Origin of the sequence: Streptomyces armeniacus, assembly GCF_003355155.1 — a bacterium.
Classification (GTDB): domain Bacteria; phylum Actinomycetota; class Actinomycetes; order Streptomycetales; family Streptomycetaceae; genus Streptomyces; species Streptomyces armeniacus.
On the sequence record NZ_CP031320.1, the window covers coordinates 7,883,210 to 7,904,298 of the forward strand.

Consider the following 21,089-nt stretch of genomic DNA (forward strand, 5'->3'; position numbering starts at 1 on the left):
AGGAAGGCTGTGGTGGCGATCCAGGTGGGCGCCAGGACGTGAAATAGGAAGAGTCAGCAGCGGACGACGCGTGGTGGGCCCGGAGATGTGTATACGCGACAGCACCCCACCTCGGCCCTGCCCCGCCCGCTCAATGCGAACACTTCCGCACACTGTTGGTGACGCCCCGAACAACTGTCGTACGGTTCCAGGGGCCGTCGTGGGACACGGCCGTGGTGACCGAGGGGGCGGCACGCGTGGGTGGCGAGGGTGCTGATCTGAGCATCAGCAAGGAGTCGTTGAAGCAGCTCACGGACGGGCTGAACGCGGCGATCGGCGAGCTGAAGTCGGCGGGCGCGTCGGCGACGGAGTCGGTGATGGGCTCCGGCTTCGAGGGGATGTCGCTGACGAACAAGGAGGCCGGGCACGGCGGCCTCGCCGACGACTTCGAGGGCTTCTGCGAGAACTGGGAGTGGGGCGTACGCGGCCTCGTCTTCGACGCGAACGCCATCGCGGCCGGTCTGGGGCTGTCCGCCGGGATGCTGTACGCGGAGGACCAGTACTGGCAGGGCACGTTCAAGTACGCGGCCAACGCGGCCAATCCGGGCGCCGACCCGGGCCTGTCCCAGCAGGAGGTCGCCGAGCAGGACTGGGGCGAGATTCTGACCCCGGACGGCCCGGACTGGAGCGCGGAGTCGCAGGTCAAGGCGGGCCAGGAGATCCGCGACTCGTGGGCGAACCCGGAGGGCACCACCAAGTCGATGCAGCCCCCGGCCGGCGGTGACGGCTGATGGGCTGGGGGCCGGTCGACGACTGGGTGGAGAAGGGCACCGAGTTCGCCGGTGAGGTCGTGGACGAGGGCGGCGAGCTGGTCGCCGACGGCCTGGACAAGGTGGGCTGGGAGGACGGCGCGAACGCGGTCCGGCACGCCAAGAACGCGGTCGCCAACCGGATGGGCGCCGACGTCGACGAGATGAATCTCGGCCAGACCGACGACCCAAAGGAACTGATCTTCGGCAGCGCGGGCAAGCTGCGCTCCACGAGCAGGCATCTGACGGACTTCAAAACGGCGTTCAACAAGGTCGGCAACGGACTGAAGGGCCTCGACCCCGGCCAGTGGAAGGGAGCGGCGGCGGAGTCGTTCCGGAACCGGGTTGACCTGGAGCCGAAGAAGTGGTTCAAGGCGGCTGACGCGTGCGAGAAGGCCGCGAAGGCGCTGGAGGACTTCGCCGGGACGGTGGAGTGGGCGCAGGCACGCGCCAAGGAGGCCATCGCGAAGTGGAAGGCGGCCGACAAGGCGACCCAGGACGCGGAGAAGGCGCACAACGCGAAGGTCGACACGTACAACGCGGCGGCGGACTCGTACAACGCGGCCGTACGGGCGGGGGAGGAGCCGGGCGCCCGGCCGGCGCCGCCGGGGGAGTTCAAGGACCCGGGGCCCGGGATGCGCGAGGAGGCCGAGGAGATCCTCGCGGGCGCCCGCAAGCAGCGTAACGAGGCGGCCGAACGGGCGCGGGCGGCCGTGCAGTCGGCGCGGGACGCGGCGCCGCCGAAGCCGTCGACGGGGGAGCAGCTCGCGAGCGACGCGGCGATCAAGGGCCTGGGCCTGACGCACTTCGGCGGCGGGGTGATCAAGGGCGCGGCGGGGGTGCTGTCGTTCGCGCGCAGCGTGAACATGTTCGACCCGCACAACATGATGAACCCGGGCGACTTCGCGACCAACGTCAACGCCGCCGCCAACGGCATGTACCAGATGGCCCGTGACCCGCAGGGCGCCGCCGAGAACCTGGCCAAGGCGTTCCAGGGCGACCCGGAGGACTTCCTGGGGCAGCTGGCACCGGAGATGCTGGGCACGAAGGGCGCGGGCCTGCTCAAGACGGGCGCACGCGCGGGCCGTACGGGCCTGCGGGCCCACCCGGACGGGCCGGACGGCAGCGGTCGCGGCCCGGAGTCCACCTCGAACGGCCCGACCGACCCCGTCGACATGGCGACGGGCCGGATGTATCTGCCGCAGACGGACGTGTCGCTGCCGGGCGCGCTGCCGCTGCAGTTCGTACGGCGGGTGGAGTCCGGGTACGGGGCGGGGCGCTGGTTCGGGCCGTCCTGGTCCAGTACGGCGGACCAGCGCCTGGAGGTGGACCCGGAGGGCGTCGTCTTCGTCACCGAGGACGGCCGCCTGCTGGCGTACCCGCACCCGGCGCCGGGCGTGCCGACGCTGCCGGAGACGGGCGCGCGGTGGCCGCTGGAGCGTACGCGCGAGGGCGGGTACACGGTCGCCGACCCGGACACCGGCGTCGTACGGCACTTCGGGCCGCCGGGCGACGGGCGCGACGGCATCGCGCTGCTGGAGCAGCTCACCGACCGCAACGGGCACGCGGTCACCTTCGAGTACGACGAGGACGGCACCCCGCTGGCGCTGGCGCACAGCGGCGGCCACCGCCTGGAGATCACCTGTACGGACGGCCGCATCACGGGCCTGTCGCTGGCCGGCCGGCAGCTGATCCGCTACGGCTACACCGACGGCAACCTCACCGAGGTCGTCAACTCCTCAGGACTGCCGCTGCGTTTCGCGTACGACGACGAGCGCCGCGTCGTCTCCTGGACGGACACCAACGACCGCCGCTACGACTACGTCTACGACAACCGCGACCGCTGCATCGCCGAGGGCGGCACGGACGGCCACGTCCAGCTGCGCATCGACTACGGCGCCACCGACCCCGCCACCGGCCACCGCGTCACGACGGTCACCACGTCACAGGGCCACGTCAGCCGCTACGTCATCAACAACCGCTGCCAGGTGGTCGCCGAGCACGACCCCAACGGCGCGGTCATCCGTACGGAATGGGACCCCTACCACCGCCTCCTGTCCCGTACGGACCCGCTGGGGCACACGGTCCGCCTCACGTACGACGGCCCCGGCTCCCGCCCGGCCACGGTCACCCGCCCGGACGGGCGCACCTCGCACGCCGACTTCAACGGCCTGCGCCTGCCGACCACCACCACGGCCGCGGACGGCACCGTGTGGCGCCACGACTACGACGAACGCGGCAACCGCACCTCCACCACCGACCCGCTCGGCCACGAGACGCGGTACGCGTACGACGCCAGCGGCCACCTCGCCGCCGTCACCAACGCGCTGGGCGAGACCACGCACGTACGGTGCGACGCGGCCGGCCTCCCCGTCGAGATCACCGACCCGGCCGGCGGGACCACCTCGTACGAGCGGGACGCGTTCGGCCGCCCCGTCGCCCTCGTGGACCAGCTGGGCGCGGTCACGCGCCTGGACTGGTCGGTCGAGGGCCGCCTGCTGCGGCGGACCGACCCGGACGGCGCCGAGCAGAGCTGGACGTACGACGGTGAGGGCAACTGCACGCGCCACGTGGCCGCGAACGGCGGCGTCACCACGTACGAGTACACGCACTTCGACCTGCTCGCCGCCCAGACCGGGCCCGACGGCGTCCGCTACACCTTCACGCACGACCATGAACTGCGGCTCACCCAGGTCACCAACCCGCAGGGGCTGACCTGGCAGTACGTCTACGACCCGGCGGGCCGCCTCGTCTCCGAGACGGACTTCGACGCGCGCACGCTGACGTACGCCTACGACGCGGCCGGCCAGCTGACCGCCCGCACCAACCCGTTGGGCGAGACGGTCTCCTTCACGCGCGACGCGCTCGGCCGGATCGTACGGAAGGACGCCGGCGGGCAGGTCACCACATTCGCGTACGACCCGGCGGGCCGCCTCACCGAAGCCGCCGGGCCGGACTCCCGACTCGTCTGGCAGCGCGACAGGCTGGGCCGCGTCAAGACGGAACTGGCCGACGGCCGCGTCCTCACGCACACGTACGACGCGCTGGGCCGCCGTACGCGCAGGGTGACGCCGTCGGGCGCGGTCTCCACCTTCGCGTACGACGAGGCGGGCAACCGTACGGCGCTCACCGCCTCCGGCCGCACCCTGGACTTCACGCACGACGCGGCGGGGCGGGAGACGGGGCGCCGGGTCGGCGGGCAGCTGTCGCTGACCCAACTCTGGGACCCGGCAGGCCGGTTGACGGAGCAGACCGTGCTCGGTCCCTCGTCCGAGCGGGTCCAGCACCGCACGTACACCTACCGGCCCGACGGCCACCTTGTCGCCATGGCGGACCGGCTCGCCGGCTCCCGCACGTACGACCTGGACGCGGCCGGGCGCGTCACGGCGGTGCACGCGGCGGGCTGGAGCGAGACGTACGCGTACGACGAGGCGGGCAACCAGACCCGGGCCCACTGGCCCGACGACCACCCCGCCCCGGAGGCCCGCGGCCCGCGCACGTACACCGGCACACGCATCAACGGCGCGGGCCGCGTCCACTACGACCACGACGCCGCGGGCCGCGTCACCCTCCGCCGCAAGACCCGCCTCTCCCGCAAACCCGACACGTGGCACTACACCTGGAACACCGAGGACCAGCTCACCGCCGTCACCACCCCGGACGGCACGACCTGGCGCTACGCGTACGACCCACTGGGCCGCCGCACCTCCAAACAGCGCCTCACCGCCACCGGCGAGGTCGCCGAACGGGTGGACTTCACCTGGGACGGCCCCACCCTGATCGAACAGACCACGGCCTCGGCCACCGGGGACCTGCCCCACCCGGTCACCCTCACCTGGGACCACGACGGCCTGACCCCGCTCACCCAGACGGAACGCCTCACGGACGCCGCCACCCAGACCGAGATCGACTCGCGCTTCTTCGCCATCGTCACCGACCTGGTCGGCACCCCCACCGAACTGGTCGACGAGCACGGCGACATCGCCTGGCACACCCGTACCACCCTGTGGGGCTCCACGACCTGGAACCGCGACGCCAACACCTACACCCCACTCCGCTTCCCGGGCCAGTACCACGACCCGGAAACGGGCCTGCACTACAACTTCCACCGCTACTACGACCCCACCACGGCCCGCTACACCACCCCCGACCCCCTCTCTCTTATCCACCTCTCCCCCCGACCACGAAGCCTCAGGTTTCCATCGCCACCGTTGTCGTTCGCTTAACACAACACCGAACCAGCGGGGACCGGCTACGCCCCCTGGGGCGTCGTCGGCGTGGTCAGGTGTGTATAAGAGCCAGCCCTACGGCCCGCCTGACCGCCCAGGGCCGCCCCGCCGCCGGCCGTTCAACTCCCGCGGACTCAGATCTGGTTCAGGCCGCCGTCGACGTACACGCTCGAACCGGTGATGAAGCTGCTCTGCCCGGAGGCGAGGAACGCCACGGCGGCGGCGACCTCCTCCGGGCGCCCGAGCCGGCCCAGCGGGACGCTCGTCGCCAGTTGCTGCTTGAACCGCTCCGGTTCGGGAGTGAGCCCCGACAGCGCGGGGGTGTCGGTCGGGCCGGGTGTGACGGTGTTGACCCTGATGCCGCGCCCCTTGAGCTCGTTGGCCCAGGTCCGGGCGAACGACCGGGTGGCGGCCTTGGTCGCCGCGTACACGCCGAACGCCTCCTCGCCGCTGTCCACGGTGGTGGAGCCGTTCAGGATCACCGAGGCGCCGTCGTTGAGCAGAGGCAGCGCCTTCTGGACGGTGAACAGCGTGCCACGGGCGTTGATGCCGAAGATCGCGTCGAAGTGCTCCTCGGTGATCTGCTCCAGCGTCGCGAACTCGCCGACGGAGGCGTTCGCGAACAGTACGTCCAGACCCTCTCCCCTGCCGCCGATCGCCTCGTAGAGCCGGTCCAGGTCGGCCGGCTCCGAGATGTCACTGACGACCGCGGTGGCCGACACCGGTCCGATCGCCTCGACGGCCGCGTCGAGTTCCGCCTTGCGCCGGCCGGTGATGAACACGTGCGCACCCTCTTCCGCCAGCCGTACCGCACTGGCCAGGCCGATGCCGCTGCTGCCGCCGGTGACGAGCGCGGTCTTGCCCTCAAGCAGTCCCATGTGGACGACCCTCCCTCTAATTCCGCATCGATCGATGCGGAATTAGAACCGTAGCACTTCTGCATCGACCGATGCAGAAGAGGTAGGCTGCGGGGGTGGGAACGAAACAGAGCGGCCCCGTCGGCCGGCCGCGGGGATTCGACGCCGACGAGGCTCTCGAGCGCGCCATGCTCGTCTTCTGGGAGCACGGCTACGAGGGAGCGAGCCTGGCCCGCCTCACCGAGGCGATGGGCATCTCCACCACCAGCATGTACGCGGCCTTCGGCAGCAAGGAGGAGCTGTTCCGCAAGGCCCTGGAGCGCTACACCGAAGGGCCGGGCGGCTATCTGGCGCGGGCCCTGGACGAGCCGACCGCCCTGGGCGTCGCCACCGCGATCCTGGCCGGCGCCATCCGCACCACCACCCGCCCGGCCCGCCCCCACGGGTGCCTGGGCGTCCAGGGCGCCCTGGCCACCGGCGACCCCGGACACGGCGTCCGCGACCTTCTCGCCGCATGGCGCAACGACGGCTGCTGCCGCGTGCGCGACCGGTTCCAACGGGCTGTCGACGAAGGCGAACTCCCGGCCGGGACCGACCCAGGGGTACTGGCCCGCTACGTCACCTCCCTGGCGTTCGGCATCGCGGTGCAGGCCGCGAGCGGTGTCCCCCAGGACGAACTCCGGAAGATGGCCGACGCGGCCTTGCGCAACTGGCCCCTCGGCTGAGCCGGCCACCACCGCTGTGACGCGATGGCCGCTGCACCAGCCACACTTGATCCATGAACGAAGCAATGGGCCTCGCGCAGGCACGCGCGAACCTCGGAGACCTGTGCCGCAAGGTCGCCACCAGCGGCGAGCGGACGGTCATCACCGACCGCGGCGCGCCCGTCGCCATCCTGATCAGCCCCCAGGAACTCGCCGACCTGGAAGACGACTTGGCGATCGCGCGCAACCGTCTCAACGAAGCCCAGGGCTCCCCGGAACCGGTTGTGTCACACGGGGAGCTTCTCGCAGAGCTCGCCGCGATGTGATCGGGAGCCTTCCGTGGACGGCATCGAGCTCGCCGGAGCCCTGGAGACAGTCCTGCGGGACCTCCGGGCGCAGTGCGCGGTGCAGCCGCGCGTGCAGGCGGACGACGGGTCCGGAGTCATGCTCTGGGCCCCGGACGGTTCGGGTCAGGGCCTGACTCCGCCACCGGGCGGCACCGCCGCGGAGCGGCTGGCGGGCCTGGCGGATCAGGTCCAGGAATGGGCGGTGGAGGCACTGTGGTCCGAGGGCGCGTCGGCGGTCTGGCCCCGGTGCCCGGCACACCCGGACACGCACCCGCTGACGGCGACGGTCCGCACAGACACGGCCGTGTGGGTGTGCCCGAAGCGCGGAACGGCGGTCGCGCGGATCGGGGAGCTGGAGAACCGCTGGTGCGGGCGGGTCCTGCACCGGTGACGGCACGGGCACCCGCCCGCCCCATCACCGCGGCAGGCTGCCCGGGTCCGTCGCCCACTCCTTGTTCGGCCGGTCCGAGAGCCTGTAGTCCAGCCGCCCGCCCCGCAGTACCAGGCCGCCGCCGTCCCACGAACGGTCCGTCTCCGCGCCGTTGACGCGGACCGCGTCGATGTACGGGCGCGTGTCGCCCGCGTCCGGGGCGCTGACCGTGATGTCGCGGTTTCCCGGGCGTTCGAGGTGCACCCGGGGGAACGAGGGCGCGCCCAGGAGCATCGCCGCGGTGCCGGGCTCCTGCGGGTACATGCCGAGGGAGGCGAAGACGTACCAGGCGGACATCGTGCCCAGGTCGTCGTTGCCGGGCAGGCCGCGCGGCCCCGTGCCGTACGCCGTGTCCGCGATCTGCCGTACGGTCTCCTGCGCCTTCCACGGCTGCCCCAGCGCGTTGTAGAGCCAAGGGGTGTGGATGCCGGGCTCGTTGGTGGGGTCGTAGCGGAGCGGGTCGCCGCCGCCGATGGCCCACGAGCCGTCCGGGTTGTGGAAGAAGCCGTCCAGGCGCGTCGCCGCCTTCCCGCGGCCGCCCATGGCCGCGGCCAGGCCCTGCACGTCCTGCGGCACCATCCACGTGTACGTGGCGCTGGTGCCCTGCGCGAACCCGCGGTCGCTGCCCGGGTCGAACGGGCTCACCCACGAGCCGTCCAGGTTGCGCGCCCGTACGTAGCCCGCGCCGTCCGTGGCCTCGGGGTCGTATACGTTGCGCCAGTACCCGGCGCGGGCCGCGAACCGGTCCGCGTCCGCGTCACGCCCCAGCAGCCGCGCCCAGTGCGCCAGCGCCGAGTCCGCGACCGCGTCCTCCAGGGTCTCCGCCGCGCCGCCCCAACAGTGGCAGGCGTCCTGCGGCGCGTAACGGCTCTCCAGGTACTGCTCCAGGTTCGGCCGCTGCCCCTCGCACTGGCCGGGGCAGCCCGCGTCGGACAGGCCGTCCGGATGCGGAACGGTGGCCTGGCGCGCGAGCGATTCGAAGGCGCCGCGGGCGTCGAAGTTCCGTACGCCCATCGCGTAGAACGTGGCCAGGGTCGCGGCCGAGGGGTCGCCCGTCATGACGTGGGTGGGCCCGTTGATGTGCACCCAGCGGTCCCAGACGCCGCCGTTCTGGCGGGCGAAGTTGTAGAGGGACTGCGCGAAGTCGCCCGCCACGTCCGGCTTGAGGAGCGCGAGGAGCTGCACGTGGGCGCGGTACTGGTCCCAGCCGGAAAAGTTGCTGTACTGCGCCCGCTGCCCGCGTACGACGCGGTGCACGCGGCCGTCCATACCGGGGTAGCGGCCGTCGGTGTCGCTGACGAGGTTGGGCTGGAGGAGGGAGTGGTAGAGCGCGGTGTAGAAGGCCGTACGGCGGGCGGGCGTGCCGCCGGACGCGGTGACGCTGCCCAGCTCCCGGTTCCAGGCGCGCTGTCCGGCCGCCGCCACCTCGTCGACGCTCGCGCGGGGCGCGATCTCGCCGCGCAGGTTCGCCTCGGCACCGGCCTGGCTCACGTACGAGATGCCCATCCGCATGTGGACGCTGCGGTCACGGCCGGTGTCGAAGCCGACCCAGCCGCCGGAGCCGCGGCCCGCGCGGTCGGCGCCGGTCGCGTAGCCCTCGCCTCCGCCGCCGGACGTCGAGCCCGGGGAGAGGGTGCCGTCGCGCCAGGTGCCGGTGGTGGCGAAGTCGCGGTCGAAGGAGGCGCTGAAGTGGAGCTTGTAGTAGCTCTTGCGGTTGTTCTCGCCGCCGTTGGCGCGGCGGCCGCAGAAGGCGCCGGTGTGGACCCAGCCGGTGACCTTGCGGGCGGCGCGGTCGATCTCGACGTGGGCGTCCTCGCTGCCGTTGAGTGAGTTCGACACGCGGAAGAGGAGGCTGGCGGGCTTGCCCGCGGGGAAGGTGAAGTCGGCGACGCCGGCGCGGCGGGAGACCGCCAGGTCGCTCTGTACGCCGGAGTCCAGGCCGAGGGTGTAACGGCCGGGCACGGCACGCTCGTTGGCGTGGCTGAAGTCCGACGCGTACACCTCGTCCTTGGTGTCGGCGGACGGGGACGAGGTGACGTCGCCCGCGAAGGGCATGATCGGGATGTCCCCGGCGGCGCCGGGGTGGCAGCCGGCGCCGTTGACGTGGGTGAGGCTGAGGCCGCGGATGCGGGTGGCGTCGTACGAGTAGCCGTTGGCGGCACCGGTGTTGGTCTGGTCGCCGGTGGTGCTGGTCGGGGACCAGGAGATCATGCCGTACGGGAGGACCGCGCCGGGGTAGGTGTTGCCGCCGTTCGCGGAGCCGATCAGGGGGTCGACGAGCGCGGCTGGGTTCGCGGGGGCGGTGGGTGCACCTCGTGCGGGTGGGCGTGACGCTAGCCCGCCGCGCGGGCGCTTCGTGTGTCGTGCGTTATAGGCGGGGCCCCGGGCGGGCGGTACCGGCCTTGCCGGGGAGCCGGAAGCGAAGCCGTCGGAAACCGTGGGCGGATGAGGGTGCCGGGGTGCTCCAGGCCGGTACGCCGCCGGTAATCGGTTTGCCGCCGCCCGCGGGGTCGGATAGGAAGCCCACATGCTCAGAGGCAGCAAGGTCGGGCTCAGGGCCCGGCACGAGGACGACATCCCGGTCCTGCGGACCGAGCTCTACGACGACGTGGTCAACGCCGCGCGGTCCGAGGGCCGACCGTGGCGGCCGGTCACACCAGGCTCGAAGGACTCGCGGCTCGTGGTGGACGACACCGCGCAGTCCTATGTCCCGTTCTCCGTCGTGGAGTTGGACGGTGGCACGCTGATCGGCACCGCCTCGCTCTGGGACATCGACACCCACCACCGCTCCGCGCACATCGGTCTCGGCCTGCTCCCGTCCTCGCGCGGCCACGGCTACGGCACCGACGTGGTCGCCGTACTGTGCCACTACGGCTTCGTCGTACGCGGCCTCCAACGCCTCCAGATCGAGACCCTGTCGGACAACGACGCGATGCTGCGCTCCGCCGAACGCAACGGCTTCGTACGCGAGGGCGTCATGCGCTCCGCGGCCTGGGTGCTGGGCGAGTTCATGGACGAGGTACTGCTGGGGCTCCTCGCGGAGGAGTGGAAGTCCGGCTCGGAGGGCTAGCGGGCCGCTTCATCTGTCACGGGTGCGGATCGGGTCTCGCGCCGCTCGGCTTGTCAGAGGCCGTTGCTACGTTTCACGGGTGATCGACGACCTGGAACAACTCATCGCGCGGGCCGTCGCCGAAGGGTATGGCGACATCTACGAGCTCACGGAAGTGGCGGACGACGCGCCGGAAGACCTGGCGCCGTATCTCCCGCGGCTGCTCGCCGCGGACGTGGTGTATCCGGGCAAGCTGTACCGCGCGGCCGACAGCGAGGTTCAGCGTGGCCTCGTCGCGAAGGCCGACACCTGCTGCCAGGACGACGCGGACGACGAACTACGCCTGAACCACCTGCTGGTCGCCTTGGCGCAGACGCGCGGCCCGGTCGCCGAGGCGGCCTTCCGACGCTGGCGCGACCAGCCTCCGCCCGGCGCGGACCAGCTCCACATCGGTCCGGCCGACTACATGCGGGAAGGCGGCTGGATGCTGGAGGGCGACGACGTACGGGAGTTGGGCGGGCCCGTCTCGTACGGCCTGGAGGCCGAGGACGGCCCTGAGCACTCGGAGCGCGAGCGCTGCCGGGGATGCGGCGGCCCGGTGTGGACCGCGCTGGACCTGGACACCGCCGACGAACGGGTCGCCGAGGCGCTGGCGCATGTCGGCTGGTCCGGTCGGCTCCGGCCGGCGTTCTGCTACGGATGCGCTGCCGCTGCCGACACGCTGTTCATCGAGGTGCGCCCGGACGGGACCTCTCGACTGACGGATCCGCCTGAGCCCTCCACCGACGCCCCGATGCTCGAGGCTCCTACGGTGCGAATGGTTCTCGGCGACCGGTCGGGCCGCCGCCCCGTCGGCTCGGCAGTCGGCGGCCAGGCTGTCTGGATGGACGACGCCGCTTACCCTGACTGCCCGAAGTGCCGGAAGCCCATGGCCTCCATCGCCCAGATCGACATGCAGGATCTCACGCACCATGTCGGGTACCACACGTTCTTCCTGCACACGGAGTGCCACCTGGCGGCCATGGTCACGCAGTGGGAATGAGACGGCGTGGAATGCTCACGTACACACGGCAGTTGAGCAGGCCATGACCGAAAAGCCCGCACCCCGCACCCTGTCCGACGACGCGCTCTCCGAACTGCTGAGCACCCAGCAGTTCGGCACCCTCGCCACGAACAAGCGCAGCGGCCACCCCCATCTCACCACCATGGTCTACAGCTGGGACGCCGAGGAACGCGTCGTGCGGTTCTCCACCACGGCCGACCGCGTCAAGGTCGCCCAGCTCCGGCGCGACCCGCGCGCGGCCGTGCATGTCCCGGGCGGCGACGTGTGGTCGTTCGCCGTAGCCGAGGGCGAGGCGGAGGTCTCCGAGGTCACGACCACGCCGGGTGACGCGACCGGGCGTGAACTGCTCGCGATGGTGCCCGAGGCGGCGAAGCCGGAGGACGAGCGTGCGTTCCTGGAGGAGCTGGTCGCCGAGCGCCGCGTGGTCATCCGGCTGAAGGTGTCCAGGCTGTACGGGACGGCACTCGACATCAGTGGCTGAACGGGCATCGGCCGGCCAATTGCCGCGGTCCGGCGGTCAGTTCTTCTTCAGCTCCTGGGCGAGCATGACGAGGATGCCGCTGGGGCCGCGGACGTACGTGAGCTTGTACACGCCCTCGTAGGTCGCCACGCCGCGGAGCGGACGGCATCCGTGCTTTGCGGCAGTCTCGAGGGCTTCGTCGATGTCGTCGACGGAGAAGGCGACGCGATGCATGCCGATCTCGTTCGGAAGAGTGGGCTCCGTCTCGATCGCTTCGGGGTGGATGTACTCGAAAAGCTCAAGATGTCCCTGGCCCTCCGGCGTCTGGAGCATCGCGATTTTGGCGTGATTGCCATCAAGTCCGACGGCGGTGTCGGTCCATTCACCACTGACCGTGTCCCGGCCGAGGACCGTGAGGCCGAGGTCGGTGAAAAAGGAGATCGCTGCTTCGAGGTCCCGGACTGCGATGGCGACGTTCTCAAGTTTGATGGCCATGGGCGGCATGCTACCGAGCCGGGCCGCTCGGACCCTTCCTCCGAATTTGCGTTGGAGCGCACTCCAATTCCTAGGTTCGGAGGCATGCGATACATCAAACTCGGAACGACCGGGCTGGAAGTCTCCGCCATCGCCCTCGGCTGCATGAGTTTCGGCGAGCCGGACCGGGGCGGCGAGCCCTGGTCGCTGGGCGCGGACGCCAGCCGGGACATCATCAAGCAGGCCCTCGAGGGCGGCGTCAACTTCCTCGACACGGCCAACGGGTACAGCGCGGGAAGCAGTGAGGAGATCGTCGGCCAGGCGGTCAAGGACTTCACCCGGCGCGAGGAGGTCGTTCTCGCCACCAAGGTCTGGATGCGGATGCGCCCCGGCCCGAACGGCGCCGGGCTGTCCCGCAAGGCGATCTTCGCCGAGCTCGACGCCTCCCTGAAGCGGCTGGGGACCGACTACATCGACCTGTACCAGATCCACCGCTGGGACTACGGCACCCCGATCGAGGAAACCCTCGAGGCGCTGCACGACGCGGTCAAGTCCGGGAAGGTCCGCTACATCGGGGCCTCTTCCACGTACGCCTGGCAGTTCGCCAAGGCCCTGTATCTGGCCGACCTGAACGGCTGGACCCGGTTCGTGTCGATGCAGGACCACTACAACCTCATCCACCGCGAAGCAGAACGGGAGATGCTCCCGCTCTGCGCCGACCAGGGCATCGGCGTGATCCCGTGGAGCCCGCTGGCGCGGGGCAGGCTGACGCGGACCCGGGACACCGCCACGGCGCGTGCCGAGACCGACGAGGGCGGCAGGATCCTCTACCGCGACGAGGACCAGGCAGTGGCCGAGCGCGTCCACGAGATCGCGGGCAAGCGGGGTCTGTCCCCGGCCCAGGTCGCCCTGGCCTGGGTCATGCGCAACCCGGTGGTGACCTCGCCCATCGTCGGGGTCACCAAGCCGGCCCAGCTGGCCGACGCGGTCGCCGCGGTGGACGTCGAACTCGACGAAGACGAGGCCGCCTACCTGGAGGAGCCCTACCAGCCGCACGAGGCCGCCTACCTGGAGGAGTCCTTCTACAAGCAGCGCCCTGCGGCGGGCTCCCGGTAGTCCGGGCTACCGGCAGTCCGGGCTACCGCCGGGCCGTCAACGAGTGGTCGCGGCGTACTGGTCCGACTCCAGCTCGAACACCCGCACTCGCCGACCGCAGGTGGGATTGACGGTCTCGCGGACCGGACGCATCCCCAGCTTGGTCATGATCCGTTCGGAGGCGCCGTTGCCCACTTGGGCGATGCTGACGATCCGCTCCAGCCCTCGGTCCTCGAACCCGAACCGTACGGCTGCCGCGGCGGCCTCGGTGGCCAGGCCCTGCCCCCAGTGGGAACGTCCCAGCCGCCAGCCGACCTCAACCGCCGGCAGTACCTCCGGCAGGAACTCGGGCACCGAGAGGCCGGTGAACCCGGCCAGTTCGCCGGTGGCCCGGATCTCCACGGCGAACAGGCCGAAGCCCCGTGACTCCCACTCGCTCTCCCACGCCTGGACCGCGCCGCGGGTCTGCTGCTCATCCCGGACACTGCCGTCCCGGATCCACCGCATGACCTCGGGGTCGCCATTGACGGCGGCCATGGGCGCGACGTCTTCCTCGCGCCAGCGGCGCAGGATCAGACGGGGCGTCTCCAGCGTGACCACCGGCCCATTCTGGATCACGAACGGGGTCCCCGCCATCCTCGGGGTCGCCGGTCCGGTTCTGCGGGGCTCGCTGTCAGAGCCGCCGCGTAGAGTCCTGACCATGGGGCCGGTACCGGGGCCCCAGCACCGGAGAACGGCAGCCTCCCCGGTCTGCACGGGGGTGGTTACGGCCTAACTGTATTGACCCGCAGGGTTGTTGACGCGGGTGATGGGCGGGTGTCCGTCGAGTGCGGTGTGGCAGCGGTGGTGGTTGTAGGTGTGGAGGAAGTTTGCCAGGGCTGCGGTTCGCTCGGTGTTCGAGGTACCCTCATCACCCACACCCCCACCCAACTCACCACCGCCCTCACCCACCTCACCAACAAACAGCCTGACGAGGTGTCACCCCGCCCGGCGCGCATCCGTCCGGGCCGCGTGGCCTTCGTGTTCCCGGGGCAGGGTTCGCAGTGGCCCGGCATGGCCCGCGCGCTGCTGACCTCCTCCCCGGTCTTCGCGGAGGAGATGGAGCGGTGCGCCGAAGCCCTCACCCCGCACACCGGCTGGAACCTCCTCGACACACTCCACGGCACCCCCGACGCACCCTCCCTCGACCGCGTCGACGTGGTGCAGCCCGCGCTGTTCGCGGTCATGGTGTCGCTGGCCGCGCTCTGGCGCTCGTACGGCGTCGAGCCCGACGGGGTCGTGGGCCATTCCCAGGGGGAGATCGCCGCGGCCTTCGTGGCGGGCGCCCTGAGCCTCGAGGACGCCGCCCGTATCGTCGCGCTGCGCAGCCGGGAGATCGCCACACTCGGCGGTACGGGCGGCATGCTGTCCGTCGCACGCCCGGCGGCGGAGGTACGTACCATGCTCGCGACGGCGCCGGGGCTGTCCGTCGCGGCGGTCAACGGCCCCTCCTCGGTGCTGGTTTCGGGCGACCGCGAGGCGCTGGAAGCCTTCCACGAGGATTGCGTCGCGGAGGATGTCTGGGTCCGGCGGATCCCGGTCGACTACGCCTCGCACTCCCCGCACATCGGGGCGCTGCGGGAACGGCTCACCGCCGTGCTGGCACCCGTACGTCCCCGCTCCGCGTCCGTGGCCTTCCACTCCACGGTCACCGGCGAGGAGACGGACACCACCAGGCTCGACGCCGGCTACTGGTACACGAACCTGCGCAGCCCGGTGCTGTTCGAGGAGACCGTCCGGGCGATGGCGGACCAGGGGTACGGGTGTTTCGTCGAGGTCAGTCCGCACGCCGTCCTCACGGCCCCGCTCGCGCAGTCGCTGGAGCCGCTCGGCGGCGACCCGGTGATCGTCGGTTCCCTCACCCGTGACCACGGCGAGCTCGGCGACTTTCTGGCCTCCGTGGCCGAGGCGTGGGAGGCGGGGGTTCCCGTCGACTGGTCGGCCGCGTCGCCCGTACGGAACGCTCCCCGTGTCGAGGTGCCCGGCTACGCCTTCGTACGGCAGCGGTTCTGGGTCGGTGGCGGCGACGCCGAGGGCGCGCCCGGTGCGGGGATGAAGCCGGCCCGCCATCCGTTGCTGGCCGGTCACATGCGACTGGCAGGCGGCATGGGCCACTTGTTCACGGGCCGGGTCTCAACGGAGGCGCTGCCCTGGCTGGCAGACCACACCGTCTTCGCGGAGGTCGTCGTTCCGGGGACGGCGGTGGTGGAACTCGCGGCGAGCGCCGGTGCCTGCCTGGAGCGTCCCTCCGTGGCCGAACTCACCCTGGAGGCCCCGCTTCTCGTGCGCGACGAGGCGGTCGGCCTCCAGCTGCACGTGCAGGAGCCCGACGACACGGGGGAGGCGGCCTTCACCCTGCACGCGGAGGACGGCGCGGGAGGCTGGACCCGGCACGCCTCCGGGACGCTGGGCCCGCGGTCCGCCCGTACGCCGAACGGGCCGCCGGAGGAGGCGGGTTCCGAGGTGCCGGAAGGCGCGGCACCGCTCTCCCTGAGCGGGCTCTACGACCGGCTGGCCGACCGGGGCATGGGGTACGGCCGCACCTTCCGCGGACTCCGCGCGGCGTGGCGGCTCGGTGACGGCATCCACGCGGAGATCGCGCTGGACGACGGTGGTCCGGAGCCTGACCCCCGCCACCTGGTCCACCCCGCGCTGCTCGACGCGGCGTTCCACGCCTCGTTCGCCGAGCGGGACGACGGGGACTCGGACGAGGCGCTGCTGCCGTTCGCATGGTCGGGCGTACGCCTCCACGGAAGCGAACGGGCGCCGCGCTCCCTGCGGGTGCGGCTCACCCCGCTCGGCCAGGACACGGTGCGGATGACGGGTTGGGACGAGGCGGGCAGGGTCGTGGTCACCGTTGACTCGGTGACGGCTCGCCCGGTGTCCCTCGCGACGCTGGCCGGTACGCGGCCCGCCGCGGCCGACTGCCTGTTCGCGGTGGACTGGACGCCCGCGGGCCCGACGCCCGCCGCTGTGCCGGCGGACCGCATGGCGGTGATCGGCGGTCCGGAGCCGGAGTTCGGCGACCCGGCCGTCCGCTCCTGCCCCGGCCTCGCCTCGCTGGCGGCGCCGGAGGAAGGGGCGGCGGAGCCACCGGCGTGGGTCCTCGTACCCGTCCGCACGCCGGAGGGCGGCACGCCGGCGGAGGCCGCCCGTACCGTCACGCACCAGGTCCTCTCGCTGCTACGGGACTGGCTGGCCGCCGACCGCCCGCCCGCGTGCCGGCTCGCCCTGGTCACCCGCGGCGCGGTGGCCGCGCGGCCCGGCGAGGGAGCCGACCCCGCGCTCGCGGCGGTCTGGGGGCTGGTCCGCAGCGCGCAGGCCGAGCATCCGGACAGCTTCGCCCTGGTCGACCTCGGCACCGAGTCCGACGCGTCGCTGCTGGGCGGCGCCCTGGCACTGGACGAGCCCCAAGTCGCGCTGCGCGACGGTACGTTCCTGGTGCCGCGGGCCGCGCGACGACCGGCCCGTACCGACGGGAGGCTGTGCGACCCGGAGTCCACGGTCCTGGTCACCGGCGGCACGGGCGGCCTGGGCAGCGTGGTCGCCCGGCACCTGGCGCGCGAACACGGCGTACGGCACCTGCTGCTGGCCAGCCGGCGCGGGATGTCCGCCGACGGAGCCCCCGCCCTCGTCGAGGAGCTGACGGATCTGGGCGTACGGGTCCGGGTCGCGGAGTGCGACGTCTCCGATCGCGACGCGGTCGCCGCCCTGCTCGCCTCGGTACCCGAGGAGCATCCGCTGGGCGCCGTCGTGCACTCCGCGGGTGTCCTCGAGGACAGCCTGATCACCTCGCTGACCGGCGCGGCACTCGACCGGGTGCTCCGGGCCAAGGCCGACTCCGCCTGGCATCTGCACGAGCTGACGGCGGGAACGGCGGGAACGGCGAACACGGCGGAGAGCAGCCTGGAGGCCTTCGTGCTGTTCTCGTCCCTGGCGGGAGTGCTCGGCGGGCCGGGGCAGGGCAACTACGCCGCGGCAAACGCCTTCCTCGACGCGCTCGCCGCGGCACGGCGGGCGGCCGGACTGCCCGCGACATCCCTCGCGTGGGGGCTGTGGGAGCAGCCCGGCGACATGACGGGTCACCTCAGCGAGAGCGACACGTCGCGGCTGGCCGGCAGCGGCGTGGTCGCCCTGTCCGCCGAGGAGGGGCTCCAGCTGCTGGACGCGACCCTCGGCACCCCCGAGGCCGTACTGCTGGCCGCCCGCCTCGACCTGGCGGCCGTACGCACGCAAACGGAGGCCGGCATGGCGCCACCGCCGCTGCGGGGGCTGCTCCGTGACGCCCCGTCCGGCGGGGCGCCGAACGCGGGCGCGACCGTCGAGGCGCTTGCCGGGATGTCCGCCGGCGACCGTGAGAACGAGGTGCTGCGCCTGGTACGGGGCGAGACCGCGGCCGTCCTGCGGTACCCGGACGCGGACGCGGTGCCACCGGACCGCCCCCTCAAGGACGTCGGGCTGGACTCGCTCGGCGCGGTGCAGCTGCGCAACCGTCTCAACACCGCCACGGGACTGCAGCTGCCGGCGACCGTGATCTTCGATCACCCCACGCCGCGCACCGTCGCGTCGCTCGTCCTGCGGGAACTGTTCCCGTCCGACGACCCGCCGGCCCACGCCGGGACCGGCCCGGAAGACCACGGCGGCGCCTTCGACCCCGCCGCCGGCATCGACGACCTCGACGCCGAAGAACTCGTCCGCCTGTCACTCCGCGGCGACCGCGACGACCTTTGAGATAGGACCCTCGATGGCTGTTGACAACGACGAAGTCCTGGCGGCTCTCCGCTCGACGATGAAGGAGAACGCCCGGCTACGGCACAAGGACGAGATGTCCCGCGAGCCGATCGCGGTGGTCGGCATGGCGTGCCGCTTCCCCGGCGGGGCGGACTCACCCGAGGAGCTGTGGCAGTTGCTGGCCGAGGGCCGGGACGCGATCTCCGCCTTCCCCACCGACCGCGGCTGGGACCTCGACGAGATCTACCATCCGGACCCGAGCCACCCGGGGACGAGCTACGTGCGGTCGGGCGGATTCCTCCCGACCGCGACACAGTTCGATCCGCGCTTCTTCGGCATCAGCCGGCGCGACGCGCTGGCGATGGATCCGCAGCAGCGGCTGCTGCTGGAGGGCGTGTGGGAGGCGTTCGAGGACGCGGGCATCGACCCCGAGTCCAGGCGCGGCACCGACACCGGCGTCTACGCCGGCGCCATGTTCCAGGACTACTCGTACCTCGCCCGCGCCAACGCCGGGCAGGTGGCCGGCCGTTGGGGGGTGGGCACCCTCGGCAGCTTCGTCTCGGGCCGGGTGGCGTATACGTACGGGTTCCAGGGCCCCGCCTTGACCATCGACACCGCCTGCTCCTCCTCCCTGGTCGCCACCCACCTCGCCATCCAATCCCTCCGCAACGGCGAAACCACCCTCGCCACGTGCGGTGGGCGGCACCGGGGCGACGAACGCCGGCAGCAGCCCGAGCAGCACCGCCGCCGCGGGCCACAGCGGGAGTTCGGGCGCGGCCAGCGGCACGGCGGGCGGCTGGAGCGCCGCGGGCCACCCCCCGTCGGCCCCGACCAGCACCCCCCCCCCGGCCGCCCCCGCACCGGCCGGCAGCCAGGCGCCCGGGCCCCAGCGGCCCGGGCGCGGCCAGGCACCCCAATTCCCCCACCCGCCAACGAAAGGCACCCGCACGCCATGTCCGCACACATCCACAGCCACATCCAGCACGCCCCGCCACCACTGACCGAGGACGAGAAGGCCGCCGCCCGTTGGGAAGACGACGGCGGGCCCGCCCCGCAGTTCCCTTCCGCGCGGCACGAGGACCAGTGGCTGCGCATCTCAGCCGCACTGACCGGCCGCCTTCCCCAACTTGCCGACCATCACGACGTCTTGGTCACCTGCAAGCCCGGCACCCGCTCCGGCGCCCCCGCCGCGTTCTTCCAGGTCACCGCCGAGCTGGAGCTCGACGCGAACCTGTTCGCCCCTCTGGATCCCGCCACCATCGACCCCGCCCGCCCCGGCGACGAGGAACGCTATCCCGCCGTGTGGGGAGCCGTCGTCCACGAGGCGGCGCACGCGGCACACAGCGCTTGGACAACCCCGCCCGAGCTGCGTGGCACGGCCGTGGACACCGCCGCAGAGATCCTGGAGGAATCCCGCGCCGAACGCGCCCACCTCCAGCGCCGTCCCGCCGACCGCAGCTACCTCCGCTCAGCTGTGGGCGCGTTGGTGATGCCCGGCTTCACCACCCAGACGCCTTGCGACCCCTGGCAGGCCGCCACGGCAGCAGGTCTCCTCCTGGCCCGCCGCGACACCGGCGTACTCGACCCGGACGAAGTCGAACCGCTGGAGCACGTCCTCACCGGCGTCCTCGGCATCGACACCCTGAGCACCCTCGCCAAGATCTGGCAGGCCGTGCACACCACTGCCGACACCGACCAGCCCGGGATGATCGAGCACGCCCGAGCCTGGTGCCAAGCACTCGGCACCGACCCGTACGAGCCCGCCCCCTCTTCGGGCGAGACCGCAGCAGCCAACGGCCGTTCAGGGGCACTGTCCGAAGCAGTCGGCGAAGTCATCGTCAGCGTGACCGCACACGAGACGCAGGCCGCCAGGGCCGAGCAGCAGGCTCGGGCCGCAGCGGCCGAACGCGCCCGCGTCAAGGCGGAACAGGCCGCACAGCAACGACAGTCCGCCCGGACCGCCGAGAAGGTCTTCACGCCCGGCGCACGCCCGCATGATCCCCGGGGCGGCACCGTCGGCCGCTCGCCGGTGATCGGCACACGCCCGCCCGGAGCCGGAGAGAAGTCGGCTGCCGGGCGGCTGGCCCGGGCGCTGCGGGCCGCCGCCCACCGCGAACGTACCGCCACCGTCACCGCCTCGGCCGCCCCACCCGGACGCCTCAACATGCGCGCCGCACTGGCACGGGAGGCACAGAAAGCCGCAGGCGCCACCCCCACCGCCCGCCCCTGGCGCCACACCCGCCATCACCACAACCCCGACCCGCCGCTGCGCGTCGGCATCGCGGTCGACGTCTCCGCATCGATGAAGGAGGCCGAGGGCCCCATCGCCTCCGCAGCCTGGATCCTCGCCAAGGCAGCCGCACTCACCGACCCCGACTCCCGCGCCGCCACCGTGGCGTACGACCACGCGCTGACCGCGATCACAGCGCCGGGGCGCACACCCGGCCATGTCACCCAGTTCCGGGCCAACGGCAGGGGCCACAGCCTTGCCGAAGCCACCGACGCCCTGACCTCCGGACTCGAACTGACCCGGCCCGGCACGGCACGCCTGCTGGTGGTTGCCTCCGACGGAATCTACGGCCGCACCGACAGGGCACGAGCCGCCGCCCGCATCGCGGCGCTACGCAAAGCCGGGTGCGCCGTCCTGTGGCTCGCCTTCCGGCCCGGCGCCTGCCCCATCTCCGGCGCCACGTTCCTCGAACTCACCGACCCCGCCCAGGCCGCAGCAGTCATCGGCAACGCCGCCACCGCAGCACTCACCGACACCCGCACCTGAACGACTCCGGACAGGTGCCGGTGCCACCTGCGGCACCGGCACCCCCG

The 21,089-nt window shown here is 72.2% G+C and carries 14 protein-coding genes and 2 pseudogenes; 11 read left to right on the forward strand and 5 right to left on the reverse strand.

Going from position 1 to position 21,089, the window contains the following annotated elements; translation table 11 throughout:
- Nucleotides 1-158 precede the first annotated feature (158 nt).
- On the forward strand, nt 159-770 hold the full coding sequence (locus tag DVA86_RS34075) for a hypothetical protein (RefSeq protein ID WP_208884065.1): 612 nt from the start codon (nt 159-161) through the stop codon (nt 768-770).
- On the forward strand, nt 770-5,014 hold the full coding sequence (locus DVA86_RS34080) for a putative T7SS-secreted protein (RefSeq protein ID WP_208884067.1): 4,245 nt from the start codon (nt 770-772) through the stop codon (nt 5,012-5,014). Before DVA86_RS34075 ends, DVA86_RS34080 begins: the two co-directional genes overlap by 1 nt.
- A 137-nt stretch (nt 5,015-5,151) precedes the next feature.
- On the opposite strand, the gene DVA86_RS34085 is transcribed toward DVA86_RS34080, so the two are convergent.
- Nucleotides 5,152-5,895, reverse strand: a complete 744-nt coding sequence (locus tag DVA86_RS34085) for an SDR family NAD(P)-dependent oxidoreductase (protein ID WP_208884069.1) — start codon at nt 5,893-5,895, stop codon at nt 5,152-5,154.
- 95 nt (nt 5,896-5,990) lie between these two features.
- On the opposite strand from DVA86_RS34085, the gene DVA86_RS34090 reads away from it, so the two are divergent.
- Genes DVA86_RS34090 through DVA86_RS34100 form a run of 3 tightly spaced genes read left to right on the forward strand, consistent with a single transcriptional unit; the run spans nt 5,991 to nt 7,316 of the window.
- Nucleotides 5,991-6,599, forward strand: coding sequence for a TetR/AcrR family transcriptional regulator (locus DVA86_RS34090; RefSeq protein ID WP_208884071.1), 609 nt, complete (start codon nt 5,991-5,993; stop codon nt 6,597-6,599).
- Nucleotides 6,600-6,652: 53 nt separating this feature from the next.
- The gene (locus DVA86_RS34095) at nt 6,653-6,904 is read left to right on the forward strand and encodes a type II toxin-antitoxin system Phd/YefM family antitoxin (protein ID WP_208884073.1); all 252 of its coding nucleotides are present in this window, start codon (nt 6,653-6,655) and stop codon (nt 6,902-6,904) included.
- Nucleotides 6,905-6,917: 13 nt separating this feature from the next.
- Entirely contained in the window at nt 6,918-7,316 is a 399-nt protein-coding gene (locus tag DVA86_RS34100) for a hypothetical protein (protein ID WP_208884075.1), read from the forward strand.
- Between the two features lie 24 nt (nt 7,317-7,340).
- Here DVA86_RS34100 and DVA86_RS34105 read toward each other — a convergent pair.
- Nucleotides 7,341-9,644 (reverse strand): annotated as a pseudogene (locus DVA86_RS34105) (GH92 family glycosyl hydrolase); the annotation flags it as partial.
- A gap of 238 nt (nt 9,645-9,882) precedes the next feature.
- Between DVA86_RS34105 and DVA86_RS34110 the strand changes: the two are divergent.
- The 3 genes from DVA86_RS34110 (at nt 9,883) to DVA86_RS34120 (ending at nt 11,948) form a co-directional block, all read left to right on the forward strand.
- Nucleotides 9,883-10,425, forward strand: a complete 543-nt coding sequence (locus DVA86_RS34110; protein ID WP_208884078.1) for a GNAT family N-acetyltransferase — start codon at nt 9,883-9,885, stop codon at nt 10,423-10,425.
- Nucleotides 10,426-10,504: 79 nt separating this feature from the next.
- Nucleotides 10,505-11,446 (forward strand): hypothetical protein, encoded by a 942-nt coding sequence (locus tag DVA86_RS34115; protein ID WP_208884080.1) that lies wholly within the window; start codon nt 10,505-10,507, stop codon nt 11,444-11,446.
- Nucleotides 11,447-11,489: 43 nt separating this feature from the next.
- A complete protein-coding gene (locus tag DVA86_RS34120) occupies nt 11,490-11,948 on the forward strand; it encodes a pyridoxamine 5'-phosphate oxidase family protein (RefSeq protein WP_208884082.1) in 459 nt (152 codons plus the stop codon).
- A 36-nt stretch (nt 11,949-11,984) separates the two neighbouring features.
- On the opposite strand, the gene DVA86_RS34125 is transcribed toward DVA86_RS34120, so the two are convergent.
- Nucleotides 11,985-12,422 (reverse strand): VOC family protein, encoded by a 438-nt coding sequence (locus tag DVA86_RS34125; RefSeq protein ID WP_208884083.1) that lies wholly within the window; start codon nt 12,420-12,422, stop codon nt 11,985-11,987.
- A gap of 84 nt (nt 12,423-12,506) precedes the next feature.
- Between DVA86_RS34125 and DVA86_RS34130 the strand changes: the two genes are divergently transcribed.
- A complete protein-coding gene (locus tag DVA86_RS34130; RefSeq protein WP_208884085.1) occupies nt 12,507-13,517 on the forward strand; it encodes an aldo/keto reductase in 1,011 nt (336 codons plus the stop codon).
- Between the two features lie 36 nt (nt 13,518-13,553).
- Here the strand turns inward: DVA86_RS34130 and DVA86_RS34135 are convergent, their stop codons facing one another.
- Nucleotides 13,554-14,066 carry a GNAT family N-acetyltransferase gene (locus DVA86_RS34135; protein ID WP_281279366.1) on the reverse strand — a complete coding sequence of 171 codons (513 nt, stop codon included), beginning with the start codon at nt 14,064-14,066 and terminating at the stop codon, nt 13,554-13,556.
- Nucleotides 14,067-14,267: 201 nt separating this feature from the next.
- Nucleotides 14,268-14,399, reverse strand: a pseudogene (locus tag DVA86_RS34140) (IS481 family transposase); the annotation flags it as partial.
- 72 nt (nt 14,400-14,471) lie between these two features.
- Here DVA86_RS34140 and DVA86_RS34145 point away from each other — a divergent pair.
- Nucleotides 14,472-18,266 (forward strand): type I polyketide synthase, encoded by a 3,795-nt coding sequence (locus DVA86_RS34145; protein ID WP_208884087.1) that lies wholly within the window; start codon nt 14,472-14,474, stop codon nt 18,264-18,266.
- 13 nt (nt 18,267-18,279) lie between these two features.
- On the forward strand, nt 18,280-21,042 hold the full coding sequence (locus DVA86_RS34155) for a beta-ketoacyl synthase N-terminal-like domain-containing protein (RefSeq protein ID WP_425470961.1): 2,763 nt from the start codon (nt 18,280-18,282) through the stop codon (nt 21,040-21,042).
- Nucleotides 21,043-21,089 lie beyond the last annotated feature (47 nt).

Bases quoted from the DNA above. Each gene is read 5' to 3' on its own strand.
- DVA86_RS34095 (WP_208884073.1), top strand. From the start codon at position 6,653: ATGAACGAAGCAATGGGCCTCGCGCAGGCACGCGCGAACCTCGGAGAC.
- DVA86_RS34080 (WP_208884067.1), top strand. From the start codon at position 770: ATGGGCTGGGGGCCGGTCGACGACTGGGTGGAGAAGGGCACCGAGTTC.
- DVA86_RS34085 (WP_208884069.1), bottom strand. From the start codon at position 5,895: ATGGGACTGCTTGAGGGCAAGACCGCGCTCGTCACCGGCGGCAGCAGC.
- DVA86_RS34120 (WP_208884082.1), top strand. From the start codon at position 11,490: ATGACCGAAAAGCCCGCACCCCGCACCCTGTCCGACGACGCGCTCTCC.
- DVA86_RS34130 (WP_208884085.1), top strand. From the start codon at position 12,507: ATGCGATACATCAAACTCGGAACGACCGGGCTGGAAGTCTCCGCCATC.
- DVA86_RS34110 (WP_208884078.1), top strand. From the start codon at position 9,883: ATGCTCAGAGGCAGCAAGGTCGGGCTCAGGGCCCGGCACGAGGACGAC.
- DVA86_RS34155 (WP_425470961.1), top strand. From the start codon at position 18,280: ATGGCTGTTGACAACGACGAAGTCCTGGCGGCTCTCCGCTCGACGATG.
- DVA86_RS34125 (WP_208884083.1), bottom strand. From the start codon at position 12,422: ATGGCCATCAAACTTGAGAACGTCGCCATCGCAGTCCGGGACCTCGAA.